We start from the raw sequence: 15,083 nt of genomic DNA on the forward strand, positions 1-15,083 counted from the left end.
GGCTTCCCGCACAAGGCCAGTTCAGATTGATCACACTTCCAGATGCTGGGACGTGTAGTCTCGCGCGGTGGATGTCCTACGACCTGACGTGCTCGACCGGGTGGAGCGGTTCTACGACGCGGTGCCCCGCGACGGCGCCCGGGCGGAGGAGTTCGACGCCCTGGTGCTGTTCGTCCGGGAGGGCGCCGGTTGGCCGTTCTACGCCCGCCCCCGCCTCGACGCCACCGCGCCACCCACGCTGGCCGAGGTCACCGCGGTCCGCTCCCGGCAGCGGGAGCTGGGCCTGCCGGAGACGTTCGAGTGGGTGCACGAGCACCAGCCGGACCTGCTGGCGGTGGCCCGCTCGGCGGGCCTGACCGTGTTGGAGGCCCCGCTCATGCTGCTCGAACCGGAGCGGCTGCCCGACCCGGCCACGCTCAGCGACGTACCGGTGCGGGTGCTGGACCCCGGTGACCCCGGCTTCGCGGCGGACATCGCGCTGCGCCGGGCCGTCGCCGCGGTCGGGTTCGCCCACGGCGGCACCGCCCGCGGCGAGGCCGGGCCGGCCGAACGGGACGCCGCGCTCGCCCGGCTGGACGTCGACGCGCTGGACGAGGAGGCGACCCGGGTGGTCGACGGCCGGCGTGTCTCGGTCCTCGCCGGCACCGCACCGGACGGGGCGCTCGCGAGCGGCATGGCGATGCGCGTCGGCGACGTGGCGGAGATCGCCGGGGTGGCCACCCTGCCATCCGCCCGGCGGCGCGGCCTGGGCGCCGCGGTGACCGCCACGCTGGCGCGGGAACTCCGCGCCGCCGGCACCGACCTGATCTTCCTGAGCGCGGGCAGCGAGGACATCGCCCGGATCTACCTGCGGGTCGGCTTCCGCCGGGTCGGCACGGCCTGCATCGCCGAGCCGGCCGCCGTCATCTGAGCGCCGGCCGGCGCCCGGTCAGGACGGCGGCTGCCAGGCGTCGGCCGCCGCGGCGGCGATGTTGCGCATCCGGGGGCTGATCGTGCCCAGGGCAGCGTCCCGGGCGCGCAGCGCCAGCCGCCCCCGGGTCTGGAGCACCGCCGACATCCGGCGGGTCTGCCGGACCATGGTGGCCGCCCGGGGCCGGCGCAGCCGGTCGTACCCGGTCACCGCGTCCGGCAGCCGCGACTCGCGGAGCAGCCCGGCGAGCGTGGCCGCGTCCTCGAACGCGAGGCAGGCGCCCTGCCCGAGGTGCGGCGGCATGGCGTGCGCGGCGTCACCGAGCAGCACCACGCCGCCCGGACCGGACGGAAAGCCGTACGCCCGGGGCAGCGGACGCAGCTCCCGCACCTCCTGCTGCACCACGTCGACCGGGTCGGTCGCCTCCAGCAACGTGGCGATCGGCGCGGGCCAGCCCGCGAACCAACGCTTGAGCAGGGCGAGTTGGATCTCCGGCGGCTCGGGGCGGGGCGCGCCCGCGGCGGTGGCCACCCAGTAGATGCCGCCCCGGCGGGAGGCGCCGGCGGCGCCGCGCTCGCCGAGCGAGGCGGCGACGAACCGGTAGCCGGCGCCGAGCGTCTCGCCGTGCACCGGCTGGTCGTCGGGGAGCTGCGGGGCCCGGTACCAGGGGATGACCGCCCGCCAGGCCGCGCAACCGGAGCTCACCACGGCGGTCTCCGGGGCGAGCTGCCGCCGGATCTCGCTGTCCGTGCCGTCGGCGGCCACCACCAGGTCGGCTTCGAACGTGTGCCGGCCGTCACCCACCGCGGGCCGCTCGCCGGCCACCGCGCGTACGCTCCGCACGCTCACCCCGGTGCGCAGCTCCACCCGCTCGCCCAGCCCGGCGATGAGCGCGTCGTGCAGGTCCTCCCGGTGCACCACCACCGGCATCCGGTCGGCCGGGGTCGGGCGGGGTTGCACCAGCCACTGCCCGTCCGGGCGGCGGATCCCCCCGTCGGGCAGCGGCGTGGCGATCGCGTCCAGCCCGTCACCGAGGCCGAGGGCGCGCAGCGCGCGTACCCCGTTCGGCCAGAGCACCACGGCGGTCGCCTCCGGCCGGACCCGGTCGGCGCGTTCCAGCAGCGTGACCCGCCACCCGGAGCGGGCCAGCACGCCGGCCGTCGCCATCCCACCGAGGCCGGCGCCGACCACCACCGCGCTGCGCATGACGCCCCCGCTCAGTTGTCCCGGTCCGCCGGGCGCCCGCCGGCGTCCCCCCGGCCCACATCGGCCGGCTCGGCGTCCGCCGGGCCGTCGCCGTCGCCCACATCGCCACGGCCGCCCACGTCGCCGCTGGTCACGTCGCCGCCGGTCCGGCTGTCACGGCCGATCGCGTCGTCGCTGGTCGCGCCGCCCCCGGCCGCGGGGTCGTCGGTCGCCGTCGGGGGCAGTGCGCCGGTTTCCCGGTACGCGCGGAACTGGTCCTCGGTCACCACCCGGTAGCCGTCCGGGGCCACCGTGGCGGCGCCGCCCTCACCGGCGGAGAGGTCGACCTGGGACACGTCGCCGCCCGGCGGCACCGGCGCGGCCGGCTCGCCCACCGGGACGAGGTATTCGCGCGGGCCGCGGGCCCGGACGAAGTAGGCGAGCGCGCCGAGGAAGACGAGCACGGAGGTCCAGACGTTGAGGCGGACACCGAGGATGTGGTTGGCCTCGTCGGTGCGCATCAGCTCGATCCAGAACCGGCCCACCGTGTAGCCCATCACATAAAGCGCGAAGGCGCGGCCCCGGCCCAGCCGCAACTTGCGGTCGAGGAGCAGCACCAGCACGGCGACGCCCACGTTCCAGAGCAGCTCGTAGAGGAACGTCGGGTGGTAGAGCCCCGGTTGCAGAACCGGGCTACCGGTGTCGTCGCGCAGCGCGTGCCCCGGATTGTCCGGGTCCATCACGTGCACCTCAAGACCCCAGGGCAGGCTGGTCCGACCGCCGTACAACTCGTTGTTGAACCAGTTGCCGAGCCGGCCCACGGCCTGTGCCAGCGGCATCCCCGGGGCCAGCGCGTCGGCCACCACGGTCAGCGGGATGCCAAGCTGCCGGACGGCGATCCACGCGCCGACCGCGCCGCCGGCCACCGCGCCCCAGATGCCGAGACCGCCCTCCCAGATGGCGAACGCCTTGAGCGGCTGGCCGTCGGCGCCGAAGTATTTCTCCGGCGAGGTGATCACGTGGTAGATCCGGGCGCCGATGATGCCGGCCGGCACCGCCCAGACGGCGATGTCGAGCACGGCGCCCGGCGCGACGCCACGACGGCGCAGCCGGTACTCGGTGACCACGCAGGCCACCACGATGCCGAGGATGATGCAGAGCGCGTACGCCCGGATCGGAACCGGACCGAGCTGCCAGACGGCGGTGCTGGGGCTGGGCATGGCCGCCAGGGAAGTCATCGGGGCGAGGGTCACGGGTGCACACGGTACCGGTGCGGACCGTGTGCGGGCACCCCGGTCCGCTCCCCTGGTGGGCTCCGCCGGTCCGCACGGCCGGTGGGCTCCGTTGGTCCGGACGGCCGGTGGGCTCCGTCGGTCCGCACGGCCGGTCCGCACGGCCGGTGGGCTCGGCCGGTGGGCTGGGCCGGTGGGCTCGGCCTCGGCGGGCTCGGCCTCGGTGGGCTTCGCCGGGTGCGTCCCCCCGATCCAGTCGCCGGCGCCCCGGGCCTCCCACCAGTGCCCTCCATTGCCTACAAACTTGATGACGCAGATGACTCAGCCAAGCCGGGGTGGTTCGCCACCACCTGAGTCATTTACGCCATCAAGTTTGTAGGCGGGAAACCAGCATCCGGCCGGGTCGGCATGGAGGCACCGCAGAGACGCGGGGCGGAACAACGCGGGGCGGACCGACGCGGGGCGGACCGACACACAGGCACGCACAAGCGGAGGACCGGCGCGGACGGGCACGCCCAGGTACGAAAGGTGCGACAGGCGCGGAGGCACGCAGGTGCGGAAGGCACGCACAGGCGCGGAGGCACGCACGGGCGCGGAAGGCGCGCGCCGGCGCCGACGACGAGGTCAGCGCGCGGGGTTGCGGACGCCCTCGGCGAGTTCGGCGCTGAGCTTGCGCAGGGCGGTCAGTCCGGCGGCCTGGTCCGGCGCGTCGAGCAGGCACCGGACCAGCGCGCTGCCCACGATCACCGCGTCGGCGTAGCCGGCCACGGTGGCGGCCTGCGCGCCGGTGCCCACGCCCAGCCCGACCCCGACCGGCAGGTCGGTGACCCCGCGCAGCCGGGAGACCAGGACCGGCGCCGCCTCGGAGGTCTGCGCGCGGGCGCCGGTGACGCCCATGAGCGCGGTGGCGTAGACGAAGCCGCGGCAGTGCTCGACGGTCATCCGCAGCCGCGCGTCGGTGGAGGACGGCGACACCAGGAACGTCCGGTCGAGGCCGTGCGCGTCGGAGGCGGCGAGCCACTCGGCGGCCTCGTCGGGGATCAGGTCCGGCGTGATGAGCCCGGTGCCACCGGCCGCGGCCATGTGCCGGGCGAACGTGTCGACGCCGTACTGCTCGATCGGGTTCCAGTAGGTCATGGTGACCACCTGGGCGCCGGTGGCGGCGACCGCCTCGACCACGCGCAGCGCGTCGGCGGTGCGCACGCCGCCGGCCAACGCGATGTCGCTCGCCTTCTGGATGACCGGGCCGTCCATCACCGGATCGGAGTAGGGGATCTCCACCTCGACGACGTCGACGCCCGCCTCGACCATGGCGGTCATGGCGGCGATGCTGCCCTCGACGGTCGGGAAGCCGGCCGGCATGCAGCCGACAAGCACGGCCCGCCCGTCGGCGCGGGCCTTGTCGAAGGCGACCCCGATGCGGCTCACGCTGTCACTCCTTGTCGAGGATGCCGAAATAGGCCCCGGCGGTGTGCACGTCCTTGTCCCCCCGGCCGGAGAGGTTGACCACGATCACCGGCTCGCGGCCCAGCTCGGCGGCGAGTTCCGGGGCGATCCGGCGGGCGCCGGCGAGCGCGTGCGCGCTCTCGATCGCCGGGATCACGCCCTCGGTGCGGCAGAGCAGCTCGAACGCGGCCATCGCCTCGGCGTCGTCGACCGGCAGATAGGTGGCCCGGCCGGCGTCGTGCAGCCAGGCGTGCTCCGGCCCGACGCCCGGGTAGTCCAGGCCGGCCGAGATCGAGTGCGACTCGATGGTCTGGCCGTCGGCGTTCTGCAGGACGTACGTGCGGGTCCCGTGCAGCACGCCGGACGAGCCGCCGGTGATGCTGGCGGCGTGCCGGCCGGTCGTCACGCCCTCGCCGCCGGCCTCGAAGCCGTAGAGCCGCACCCCGGCGTCGGGGATGAAGGCGTGGAAGATGCCGAGCGCGTTGGAGCCGCCGCCGACGCAGGCCGCGACCGCGTCCGGCAGCGCGCCGGTCAGGTCCAGGCACTGCTGGCGGGCCTCCACCCCGATGCCGCGGACGAAGTCCCGGACCATCTCGGGGAACGGGTGCGGTCCGGCGGCGGTGCCGATCAGGTAGTGGGTGTCGTCGACGTTGGCGACCCAGTCGCGCATCGCCTCGTTCATCGCGTCCTTGAGCGTGCGCGACCCGGCGGTGACCGGGACGACGGTGGCGCCGAGCATCCGCATCCGGGCCACGTTGAGCGCCTGCCGCTCGGTGTCCACCTCACCCATGTAGACCACGCACTCGAGGTCGAACAGGGCGGCGGCGGTCGCGGTGGCCACGCCGTGCTGGCCGGCGCCGGTCTCCGCGATCACCCGCCGCTTGCCCATCCGCCGGGTGAGCAGCGCCTGACCGAGCACGTTGCGGACCTTGTGGGCGCCGGTGTGGTTGAGGTCCTCCCGCTTGAGCAGGATCCGCGCCCCGAGCTGGGCGGAGAGCCGCCGGGCCTCGTACAGCTCGGAGGGGGTGCCGGCGTAGTCGCGCAGCAGGGCGTCGAACTCGGCCAGGAACTCCTCGTCGCCCATCGCCTTCCGGTAGGCCGCGTCCAGCTCGTCGAGCGCGGCGACGAGCGCCTCGGGGACGAACCGGCCGCCGAACCGGCCGAAGTGGCCGGCGGCGTCGGGAAGCTGGCCGGTTGCGTCTGCGGCGCTCATCGCGGGCATCCTCTCGGTCGGGGTGACCCGGCGCGGGTCAGCGCACCGGACGGGGCGTGGCCGGGTGGTTGCCGGCGTTGACCAGCTCGGCGACGGCCTCGCGGGGGCTCTTCTGGGTGACCAGGCCCTCGCCCACCAGGACGGCGTCGGCGCCGGCCGAGGCGTACCGGATCAGGTCGTGCGGCCCGCGCACGCCCGACTCGGCGATCTTGACGACGTTGCTCGGCAGGCCGGGCGCGATCCGCTCGAACACCGAGCGGTCGACCTCGAGGGTACGCAGATCACGGGCGTTGACGCCGATCACCTGCGCGCCGGCCTCCATGGCCCGGTCCGCCTCTTCCTCGGTGTGCACCTCGACGAGCGCGCACATGCCCAGCGACTCGATCCGCTCCAGCAGCCCGACGAGCGCGTTCTGTTCCAGCGCGGCGACGATCAGCAGCACCAGGTCGGCGCCGTGCGCGCGGGCCTCGTGCACCTGGTAGCTGGAGACCACGAAGTCCTTGCGCAGCACCGGCACGTTCACCGCGGCCCGCACGGCGGCCAGGTCGTCGAGCGACCCGCCGAACCAGCGGCCCTCGGTCAGCACGCTGATCGCCCGCGCGCCGCCGGCCGCGTAGTCGCCGGCCAGGTCCGCCGGGTCGGCGATCTCGGCCAGCCGGCCCTTGGACGGCGACGAGCGCTTCACCTCGGCGATCACGGCCACGCCGGGTCGGCGCAGCGCCGCGTACGCGTCGAGTGGTGGCGGCGCGGCGGCGGCCAGCTCGCGGATCCGCTCCAGCGGGATCTGTTCCTGTCGCCGGGCCACGTCCTCGCGCACGCCGGCCAGGATCTCGTCGAGCACGCCTGCGGACGGCGCCGCTCCGGCGTCGTCCCCCTCCGCGTGCGCATGCTCAGCAGTCACCAACGGACTCCCCTCTCCGGGCGTCATGGGCCGATGCTAGGGGGCGCCACCTGGCGACACATGCCGGGGGGTATGGCGCACCTCACCACGTGGGCTGTGGCATGATGGCCGACTTGTGGTGAACACGGTGTCACGCAGCGCCACCACACACATCGACCGCCGCACATGCCCTATCTCACCACGGCCGGCTCCGGGCCGCATGGCGGCGTCCGCCCGCTGTGACCAAGGTCAAGGACTTCCGCCTCTGCCCAGGTCGCTCCCCCTGCCGGACCGTTGACCTGTGCTTCACGGCGACGAAACGTGAGCCCGGCAGCATCGTCGCAGGGCAGACTCGACACGGCGGCTACCGACCGTCACCAACGATCTCGCGCGGGGTGAACCATGAACGCCAACGGGCCGCACCAGAGCATCGGACTGACCACCCTCTCCCGCACCGTCGCCTCCCTCGCCGTCGGCGTGGTGCACACGCTCGAACGCGCGGTGGCCGGCGACGGCCGCATCCGTACCGCCCAGGGCAACGCCTGGGAGGCGGTCTGCGCCGACCGGGCCCGGGCCGAGCACCGCCGGGAGCTGGAACGGCTGGTCGCCGAGCTGGCCGCCGCCCGGGCCGCGGCCCGGGCGCGCCGCGACGCGCGCGAGGCCCAGCCGGTCAGGTGACCGTCGGGTCCTCGCCCCGGTCGAGCGCGTCCCACGCGTCGCGGGTGCCCCGCTCGACCGCCGGCCGATCGGCGTCGGCGGGCCCGGTCGACCCCGGCCGCCGCTCGTAGCGGGCGCCCATCGCCGGCCAGCCGCCGCCGCGCCACCCGGTCAGCGCCCCACCGACCGCCAGGGCCAGCCCGCCCGCCAGCACCAGCGCCGGCCAGTGCCGGCTCACTCCGGGCTCGCCGACGCCGACGCCGCCGCCGACCGTCACGGCCAGCCCGACGGCGGCCAGCAGCGCGCCCAGCAGCCGGCGCAGCCGCCCCCGGGTCGCCAGCACCGCGCCGCCGCCGGCCAGCCCGACGTAGGCCAGCGCCGGCACCCAGGGCAGCAGCTCCGCGCCGGTGCGGGTCCGCTCCCCCGGTGGCAGGGCGCCGCGGGTGGTCGGCTCCACCGACCAGGTGCGGGTCGCCGCCCAGGCGGCCAGGCCCGCGCCGGCCAGGCAGAGCAGCAGCGCGTACGCCAGTTCCCGCCGGCCGCGGACGGCGGGCGGATCGGTCACGGCGGTGTCGGGCACGCTCACCGGACGGCCGCGGTGTGTCGGCGGAGATCGCGACCGGTCACGGGGTCGCCTCCGGCGAGCTGACCGGCAGGTCGGTGTGGAAGCAGGTGCGGTGCCCGGTGTGGCAGGCCGCCCCGACCTGCTCCACGCTCAGCAGCAGCGCGTCGCCGTCGCAGTCGAGCGCGACGGCGCGGACGTACTGGTGGTGGCCGGAGGTGGCGCCCTTGACCCAGTATTCCCCCCGGCTGCGCGACCAGTAGGTGGCGCGGCCGGTGGTGAGCGTGCGGTGCAGCGCCTCGTCGTCCATCCAGGCGACCATCAGCACCTCGCCGGAGTCGTGGGCGCGGACCACGGCGGCGACCAGGCCGTCCGGGCCGCGCCGGAGCTTGGCCGCGATGGCCGGGTCGAGCCGGGAGGGGCGGGCCGGGCCGGGGGCCGGGGCACCGCCGGGACGGGCGGGGGCGCCGGTCACCGGCGCGTCAGAGGCGGGCACGGTTGACCATTCTCCCGCACGCGGCGCCGGCGCCGCCGACGTGCCCCGGGGTGACGGGCGGCACCGTGTGCGGCGCGCCGGCGTCAGCCCCGTTCCTCCTCGGCCCGCCGGTAAGCGTCGATCTTGTGATCGAGGACGGTCAGGTCCTCCGTCAGTTCGGCCATCCGGGCCAGCACCCGGGCCCGGTGCGCCTCGAACAGCGCCCGCCGCGCGCCGAGCGTGCGGTCCCCCTGCCGGGCCAGTTCGGCGTAGCGCCGCATGTCGCGCACCGGCATCCCGGTGCGGCGGAGTCGGGTGAGCAGGAACAGCCAGTTGACGTCCGCCTCGGTGTAGCGCCGCCGTCCGGCGGAGTCCCGCCCGACCGGGGCGACCAGCCCCTCCTGCTCGTACCAGCGCAGCGTGTAGGTGGTCAGGCCGACCCGCTCGGCGGCCTCGCCGACGCTGACGCTCTTCTCCCGGGTACCGATGTCCACGGTCCCAGGTTCCCAGTTCGAGTCCACTCGAAGTCAACCGGCATTGCGCGGCCGGAGAAATTCATCTAGCGTTGATTTCATCGGTTGATGAATTGTCGGAGGCGGACATGGACGACGCGGTGTCGGTCCGTGGCCTGGTGGTCGACCGGGGCGGACGGCGGGTGCTGCACGGCATCAGCTGCGACGTGCCCCGGGGCACGGTCACCGGGTTGCTCGGGCCCAGCGGCAGCGGCAAGACCACGCTGATGCGTGCGGTGGTCGGCGTGCAGACCATCGACGGCGGCACGGTCGACGTGCTCGGCCGGCCCGCCGGCTCGGCCGAGCTGCGCCACCGGGTGGGCTACCTGACGCAGGCGCCAAGCGTCTACGCCGACCTCACGGTGCGGGAGAACGCCCGCTACTTCGCCGTGCTCCAGGGCCGGGGCCGCGCCGAGGCCGACCGCGCGGTCACCGACGTCGGCCTGGCCGCCGCCGCGGACCAATTGGTCGGCACGCTCTCCGGCGGCCAGCGCAGCCGCGCCTCGCTCGCCTGCGCCCTGGTCGGCGAACCGGAGCTGGTCGTCCTCGACGAACCCACGGTCGGTCAGGACCCGGTGTTGCGGGCCGACCTGTGGGCCAGGTTCCACGCCATGGCCGCCGCCGGCACCACGCTGCTGGTCTCCAGCCACGTGATGGACGAGGCGGCCCGCTGCGACCGGTTGCTGCTCATCCGCGAGGGCCGGCTGATCGCCGACGACACCCCGGCCGCGGTCCGCGCCACCACCGGCGTGGACGACCTGGAGGAGGCGTTCCTGCGCCTCATCCGCGACACCGAGCAGGAGGACGCCGCATGAACGTCCGGATCCTGGCCGCCACGACCGGGCGGATCCTGCGCCAGCTCCGGCACGACCGGCGCACCGTGGCGCTGCTCGTCGTGGTGCCGGCCGTGCTGCTCGCGCTCGTCTACTTCATGTACGTCGACCAGCCCACCCCGCCCGGCGCGCCGAGCACGTTCGACCGGGTCGCGCTGATCATGCTGGGCTTCTTTCCCTTCATCATCATGTTCCTGGTGACAAGCATCGCCATGCTCCGCGAGCGCACCACCGGCACGCTGGAGCGGTTGCTCACCACGCCGCTGGGCAAGCTCGACCTGCTCTTCGGCTACGGCATCGCGTTCGGCCTGGCCGGGGTGTTCCAGTCCACGGTCGCCTCGCTCGTGGCCTACCTGGTGTTCGGGCTGGACACCGCCGGCAGCCCGTGGCTCGTCGTGCTGATCGCCGGGGTGAACGCGGTGCTGGCCGTGGCGCTCGGCCTGTTCTGCTCGGCGTTTGCCCGCACCGAGTTCCAGGCGGTGCAGTTCATGCCGGTGGTGGTCGCCCCGCAACTGCTGCTCTGCGGGCTGTTCGTGCCGCGCGACCAGATGGCCGGGTGGCTCCAGGCGGTCAGCGACGTGCTGCCGCTGTCGTACGCGGTCGAGGCCCTTCAGCAGGTCGGCGGGCACGCCGATCCGACCGGCACCATGTGGCGCGACGTGGCGATCGTGGCCGGGGCGGCGGTGGTCGCGCTGGTGCTGGCCGCCGCGACGCTGCGCCGGCGCAGCGGATGAGCCCGCGTCCCGACCAGCCGAGCAGGCAGCGCACCGGGCGGCGGCCGGGTAACCCGGAGACCCGGGAGGCGATCCTCGCGGCGGCCCGGGCGGCGTTCGCCGAACGCGGCTACGACGCCACCCCGATCCGGGCGGTCGCCGCCGCCGCCGGCGTGGACCCGGCGCTCGTGCACCACTACTTCGGCGCCAAGGAGGAGCTGTTCCGGGCCGCCATGGCGATCCCGATCGACCCCGCCGAGCTGGTGCCGCGGGTGCTGGCGGGCGGCGCGGGCGAGGTCGGCGAGCGGCTGGTCCGCACGTTCCTGGCCGTGTGGGACTCCCCCGTCGGCGCCGCCGCGGTGGCCCTGCTGCGTTCCGCGGTGAGCAACCAGTGGACCGCCCGCCTGCTGCGCGAGTTCCTGACCACCCAGATCCTGCGCCGGGTCCTCGACCAGCTCGACCTGGACCCGGCCGAGGCGCCGCTGCGGGGCGCGCTTGTCGCCACCCAGATCGCCGGCCTGGCAATGATGCGCTACGTGATCCGCCTGGAACCGGTCGCGTCCGCGTCTCCCGACACGCTGGCCGCCACGATCGGCCCGACCGTGCAGCGCTATCTCACCGGCCCGCTGGAGGCGAGCTGAACGACGGATCCCGGCCGGCACGAGCGCTCCGGTCAGCGGGTCTGCTCCAGCCAGGAGGCGTAGAGCAGGGCGTAGACCGAGTCGGTGTCGCGGACCAGCTCCTCGTGTGCTCCACGCTGGACGATCCGGCCCCGGTCCACCACGATCACCTCGTCGGCCGCCTGGGCGGTGGAGAGCCGGTGCGCGATGGCGAGCGTGGTGCGCCCCCGGGTGACCGCGTCGAGCGTCCGCTGGAGACGGACCTCGGTGGCCGGGTCGACCGCGCTCGTCGCCTCGTCCAGCACCAACAGGTCCGGGTCCGCCACGTACGCGCGGGCGAGCGCCACGAGCTGCCGCTCGCCGACGCTGAGCGCCTCGCCCCGCTCCCCGACCGGGGTGTCCAGCCCGGCCGGCAACCCGTCCAGCCAGTCGGCCAGGCCCAGCTCGGTGAAGGCGGCGGTGAGCCGCGCGTCGGTCAGCTCCGGCCGGGCGAAGCGGACGTTCTCCCCGACCGTGGTGTCGAACAGGAAACCGTCCTGCGGCACCATCACCACCCGGGCGCGCAGCGAGTCGAAGCGCACCTGGCGCAGGTCGACGCCGGAGAGCAGCACCTCGCCCTCGGTCGGGTCCATCAGCCGGGTGAGCAGCTTGGCGAACGTGGTCTTGCCGCTGCCGGTCTCGCCCACCACGGCCACCCGGCTCTTCGCCGGGATGTCGAGCGTCACGTCGTGCAGCACCGGCGGCCCGCCCGGGTAGGCGAACGTCACGCCGGCGAAGCGGACGTCGAGCGGACCGCCGGGCAGCTCCCGGCCCTGCTCGCCCGGGTCGGCGACGTCCGGTTCGACGTCCAGCACGTCGAGCACCCGGCGCCAGCCGGCGATCGCGTTCTGCGCCTCGTTGAGCACCTCGGTGGCGATCTGCACCGGCTGGATGAAGAGCGTGACCAGGAACAGGAACGCGGTGAGCTGGCCGACCGACAACGTGCGGTCGACGCCGAGGCTCACCCCGACCACCACCACGCCGGCCAGCGCCAGGCCGGCGGCCAGCTCGCCGACCGAGCTGCCCAGGATGCTGATCCGGATCGCCCGCTGCTGGGCCACCCGTTGCCCGTCGATCGCCGCGTCCAGCCGCCGGGCGGTGCGCCCGGCGATCCCGTACGCCCGGATCACCGGCGCGCCCACGACGCTCTCGCCGATCGCGCCGAGCAGCGTGCCGGTCCGCTGCCGGACCAGCCCGTACGCGCCGGCGAGCCGCCGCTGGAGCTGCCGGATGATGAGCACCGCGGGCGCGAACGCCACGAGCACCACGAGCGTCAACTGCCAGGAGTACGCGAGCATCACCGCGGTGGTGACCACCAGTTGGCCCAGGTTGACGACGAGGATCACGCCGCCCCACTGGAGGAACTGGGTGATCTGGTCGACGTCGCTGGTGACCCGGGAGACGAGCGACCCGCGCCGCTCGGACTGCTGGTGCAGCATGGACAGGTCGTGCACGTGCCGGAACGCGCGGGTGCGCACGCCGGCCAGGGCGGTCTCGCTGACCGTGAACAGCCGGCGCATCATCAGGTAGCCGCAGGTGGTGGTGACCACCAGCACCGCGACGGTGACCGCCACGGTCAGGGAGATGACGTCCAGGTCGAGCCCGCCGACGATGCCGTGGTCGATGCCGCGCTGCACCGCCACCGGCACGGCCACCCGGCCGACCATGTAGACCAGCGCCAGCGCCAGCGTGGCGGCGAGCCCGGTCTTCAGCTCCGGGGAGAGCGCCAGCCCTCGCCGCAGCGTCCCCCAGGTCGTCTCGGTCCGCGCCTCGGCAGCGACAGTCACCGGTCCACCTCCATCTCCAGGCCGGAGGGCACCGGCGTGACCTCGTCGTACGTCCGGTTCTGCTCGCGCTCCTGCTCGGCCTGCTCGTACGCGGTGACCAGGTCGGCGTAACCGGGCACGGTGGCCAGCAGCTCGGGGTGGGTGCCGCGGGCGACCACCCGGCCCTGCTCGACGTAGATCACCTCGTCGGCGAGCGCGATGGTGGCCCGCCGGTAGGCCACCACCAGGATCGACGCCTGCGCGCCCCCACCCGTGGGGGCGCGCAGGCCGGCCAGGATGGCGGCCTCGACGCGCGGGTCGACGGCGCTCGTGGCGTCGTCGAGCACCAGCAGGCGGGGCCGCCCGGCGAGCGCCCGGGCCAGCGTGAGCCGCTGTCGCTGACCGCCGGAGAGCGACGTGCCCCGCTCGCCGACCATGGTGTCCAGCCCGTCCGGCAGGGCGGCGACGAATCCGTCCGCCTCGGCCAGCCGCAGCGCCGCCCACACCTCGTCGTCGCCGATGCCGGCCCGGTCGAGCGTGATGTTGGCCCGGACGGTGTCGTCGAAGACGAACGGCACCTGGGCGACGAGCGCCACCGTGGCGGCGAGCGAGGCGGCGGTCAGCTCGCGCACGTCCACGCCGTCCAGGGCGACCCGGCCGGAGCGCGGGTCGACCAGGCGTACGGCAAGCGACGCGATGGTGGACTTGCCGGCGCCGGTCGGCCCGACCAGCGCGACCGTCTTGCCGGCCGGCACGGTGAACGTCACCGCGCCGAGCACCTCGGTGCCGGGCAGGTGCGCCTCGGCCGGCTCGTAGCCGAAGTGGACGTCGGTGAAGCCCAGCGTGGCAGGCGTCCGGGTGGCCGGGTCGAGCGTCACGTCGCCGTACGGCATCTCGCCCGTGGAGTCGAGCACCCGGCGGACCCGGTCCCAGCCGGCGACGCTGCGCGGCAGCTCGGCCAGCACCCAGCCGATGGCCCGCACCGGGAAGGCGAGCACGGTGAAGAGGAAGGCGACGCTGACCAGCTCGGTGACGTCGATCGCGCCCTGCCTCAGCCGGACCGCGCCGACCACCAGCACGGCCAGCGTGCCGAGGCTGGGCAGGGTCTCCAGCATCGGGTCGAAGACGCCGCGCAGTTTCCCGACCGCGATGAGCGCGTCGCGCAGCTCACCGGCGCGGGCGGCGAAGCGGGCGGTCTCCTGCGACTCGCGGCCCATGGTCTTGACCACGAGCGCGCCGTCGAAGCTCTCGTGGGCGATGCCGCTGACCTCGGCCCGCAGCCGCTGGGCGCGGGCCTGGCGGGGGGCCATCCGGCGGGAGTAGACCACGTTGAGCGCGAACAGCGCCGGGAAGACCGCCAGGCCGACCAGGGCCAGCGCCCAGTCGGTGAGGAACAGCGAGGCCACCGCGCCGACGAGCATCACGAGCGTGCCGACCGCGAACGGCAGCGGCGCGATCGGATACCAGGCGGCCTCGACGTCGGAGTTGGCGTTGGACAGCAGTGTGCCGGTGGAGTTGCGGTGGTGCCAGGCCAGCGGCAGGTCCAGGTAGCGGCGGGTGACCCGGCGGCGGTAGGCGGCCTGGAGCCGGTACTGCATGTAGCCGGCGCCGAGCCGCCGGCCGAAGATGCCGACCACCCGCAGCACGCTGATCCCGAACAGCGCCGCCGCGGCCAGCGCGAGCGCGCTGGTGGCCACCTCACCGCGCTCGACCGCGGGCACCACCACCTCGCCGACCACCGCGCCGATCACGTACGCGCTGGCGATCACGAGGACGCCGAAGAGCACGCTGCCGGTGACCGCCACCGCGAAGATCCGGGGTTGCTCCCGGATCGCCTGGCCGAGCACCCGCATCCCTCTGCCGAGGATGTCCCGACTTGTCCCGCTCGCCACGCTCGCCCCCGCCGTAAGCCGCAATTTTCTCCCCCATCCTTACCGCTCGCCGCCACCGCCGCCGACCCGCGCGGATATGTCCGCCGTCACGTTCCCACGGACCACCGACCACGGCGGGCGGTGTCCGGCCGGTCGCCGCCCGCCGCGC

General features: G+C 74.9%; 15 protein-coding genes. 5 read left to right on the forward strand and 10 right to left on the reverse strand.

Features of this window, described 5'->3' with window-relative positions:
• Window positions 1–67: 67 nt before the first annotated feature.
• Entirely contained in the window at window positions 68–910 is an 843-nt protein-coding gene (locus tag O7619_RS24235) for a GNAT family N-acetyltransferase (RefSeq protein WP_282283604.1), read from the forward strand.
• Between the two features lie 18 nt (window positions 911–928).
• Here O7619_RS24235 and O7619_RS24240 read toward each other — a convergent pair whose 3' ends face one another.
• The 5 genes from O7619_RS24240 to trpC all read right to left on the reverse strand — a co-directional run bounded on the left by O7619_RS24240 (window position 929) and on the right by trpC (window position 6,827).
• The gene (locus O7619_RS24240; RefSeq protein WP_282283605.1) at window positions 929–2,116 is read right to left on the reverse strand and encodes an NAD(P)/FAD-dependent oxidoreductase; all 1,188 of its coding nucleotides are present in this window, start codon (window positions 2,114–2,116) and stop codon (window positions 929–931) included.
• Between the two features lie 11 nt (window positions 2,117–2,127).
• Complete coding sequence (gene lgt, locus O7619_RS24245; protein WP_282283606.1) at window positions 2,128–3,348, reverse strand: prolipoprotein diacylglyceryl transferase; 1,221 nt, start codon at window positions 3,346–3,348, stop codon at window positions 2,128–2,130.
• A gap of 603 nt (window positions 3,349–3,951) precedes the next feature.
• A complete protein-coding gene (gene trpA, locus O7619_RS24250) occupies window positions 3,952–4,755 on the reverse strand; it encodes a tryptophan synthase subunit alpha (RefSeq protein ID WP_282283607.1) in 804 nt (267 codons plus the stop codon).
• Between the two features lie 4 nt (window positions 4,756–4,759).
• On the reverse strand, window positions 4,760–5,986 hold the full coding sequence (trpB, locus tag O7619_RS24255; protein ID WP_282283608.1) for a tryptophan synthase subunit beta: 1,227 nt from the start codon (window positions 5,984–5,986) through the stop codon (window positions 4,760–4,762).
• A gap of 37 nt (window positions 5,987–6,023) precedes the next feature.
• Window positions 6,024–6,827 carry an indole-3-glycerol phosphate synthase TrpC gene (gene trpC / locus O7619_RS24260; protein ID WP_282288928.1) on the reverse strand — a complete coding sequence of 268 codons (804 nt, stop codon included), beginning with the start codon at window positions 6,825–6,827 and terminating at the stop codon, window positions 6,024–6,026.
• 441 nt (window positions 6,828–7,268) lie between these two features.
• Here trpC and O7619_RS24265 point away from each other — a divergent pair, with 441 nt between their 5' ends.
• Complete coding sequence (locus tag O7619_RS24265) at window positions 7,269–7,544, forward strand: hypothetical protein (protein WP_282283609.1); 276 nt, start codon at window positions 7,269–7,271, stop codon at window positions 7,542–7,544.
• Here the strand turns inward: O7619_RS24265 and O7619_RS24270 are convergent.
• The 3 genes from O7619_RS24270 to O7619_RS24280 form a co-directional block, all read right to left on the reverse strand.
• On the reverse strand, window positions 7,537–8,109 hold the full coding sequence (locus tag O7619_RS24270) for a Trp biosynthesis-associated membrane protein (protein WP_282283610.1): 573 nt from the start codon (window positions 8,107–8,109) through the stop codon (window positions 7,537–7,539). The genes O7619_RS24265 and O7619_RS24270 overlap by 8 nt on opposite strands.
• Before the next feature lie 37 nt (window positions 8,110–8,146).
• Window positions 8,147–8,581 carry a phosphoribosyl-AMP cyclohydrolase gene (hisI, locus tag O7619_RS24275; RefSeq protein WP_282283611.1) on the reverse strand — a complete coding sequence of 145 codons (435 nt, stop codon included), beginning with the start codon at window positions 8,579–8,581 and terminating at the stop codon, window positions 8,147–8,149.
• Between the two features lie 83 nt (window positions 8,582–8,664).
• A complete protein-coding gene (locus O7619_RS24280; RefSeq protein WP_282283612.1) occupies window positions 8,665–9,054 on the reverse strand; it encodes a MerR family transcriptional regulator in 390 nt (129 codons plus the stop codon).
• A gap of 107 nt (window positions 9,055–9,161) precedes the next feature.
• On the opposite strand from O7619_RS24280, the gene O7619_RS24285 reads away from it, so the two are divergent.
• The 3 genes from O7619_RS24285 to O7619_RS24295 are packed head-to-tail and all read left to right on the forward strand — an operon-like array spanning window position 9,162 to window position 11,259.
• Window positions 9,162–9,887, forward strand: a complete 726-nt coding sequence (locus tag O7619_RS24285; protein WP_282283613.1) for an ABC transporter ATP-binding protein — start codon at window positions 9,162–9,164, stop codon at window positions 9,885–9,887.
• Window positions 9,884–10,639, forward strand: a complete 756-nt coding sequence (locus tag O7619_RS24290) for an ABC transporter permease (RefSeq protein WP_282283614.1) — start codon at window positions 9,884–9,886, stop codon at window positions 10,637–10,639. The genes O7619_RS24285 and O7619_RS24290 overlap by 4 nt, the downstream gene beginning before the upstream one ends.
• Window positions 10,636–11,259 carry a TetR family transcriptional regulator gene (locus O7619_RS24295; protein ID WP_282283615.1) on the forward strand — a complete coding sequence of 208 codons (624 nt, stop codon included), beginning with the start codon at window positions 10,636–10,638 and terminating at the stop codon, window positions 11,257–11,259. The genes O7619_RS24290 and O7619_RS24295 overlap by 4 nt, the downstream gene beginning before the upstream one ends.
• 32 nt (window positions 11,260–11,291) lie before the next feature.
• On the opposite strand, the gene O7619_RS24300 is transcribed toward O7619_RS24295, so the two are convergent.
• Complete coding sequence (locus tag O7619_RS24300) at window positions 11,292–13,064, reverse strand: ABC transporter ATP-binding protein (RefSeq protein ID WP_282283616.1); 1,773 nt, start codon at window positions 13,062–13,064, stop codon at window positions 11,292–11,294.
• Window positions 13,061–14,911, reverse strand: a complete 1,851-nt coding sequence (locus O7619_RS24305; RefSeq protein ID WP_282288929.1) for an ABC transporter ATP-binding protein — start codon at window positions 14,909–14,911, stop codon at window positions 13,061–13,063. Before O7619_RS24305 ends, O7619_RS24300 begins: the two co-directional genes overlap by 4 nt.
• Window positions 14,912–15,083 lie beyond the last annotated feature (172 nt).

It is taken from the genome of Micromonospora sp. WMMD998 (assembly GCF_029581235.1).
Taxonomy (GTDB): Bacteria; Actinomycetota; Actinomycetes; order Mycobacteriales; family Micromonosporaceae; genus Micromonospora.

What these genes read in the sequence shown, in the direction of transcription:
- O7619_RS24290 (WP_282283614.1), top strand. Translation starts at nt 9,884, where the DNA reads ATGAACGTCCGGATCCTGGCCGCCACGACCGGGCGGATCCTGCGCCAG.
- O7619_RS24285 (WP_282283613.1), top strand. Translation starts at nt 9,162, where the DNA reads ATGGACGACGCGGTGTCGGTCCGTGGCCTGGTGGTCGACCGGGGCGGA.
- O7619_RS24295 (WP_282283615.1), top strand. Translation starts at nt 10,636, where the DNA reads ATGAGCCCGCGTCCCGACCAGCCGAGCAGGCAGCGCACCGGGCGGCGG.
- O7619_RS24265 (WP_282283609.1), top strand. Translation starts at nt 7,269, where the DNA reads ATGAACGCCAACGGGCCGCACCAGAGCATCGGACTGACCACCCTCTCC.
- trpB (WP_282283608.1), bottom strand. Translation starts at nt 5,986, where the DNA reads ATGAGCGCCGCAGACGCAACCGGCCAGCTTCCCGACGCCGCCGGCCAC.
- O7619_RS24240 (WP_282283605.1), bottom strand. Translation starts at nt 2,116, where the DNA reads ATGCGCAGCGCGGTGGTGGTCGGCGCCGGCCTCGGTGGGATGGCGACG.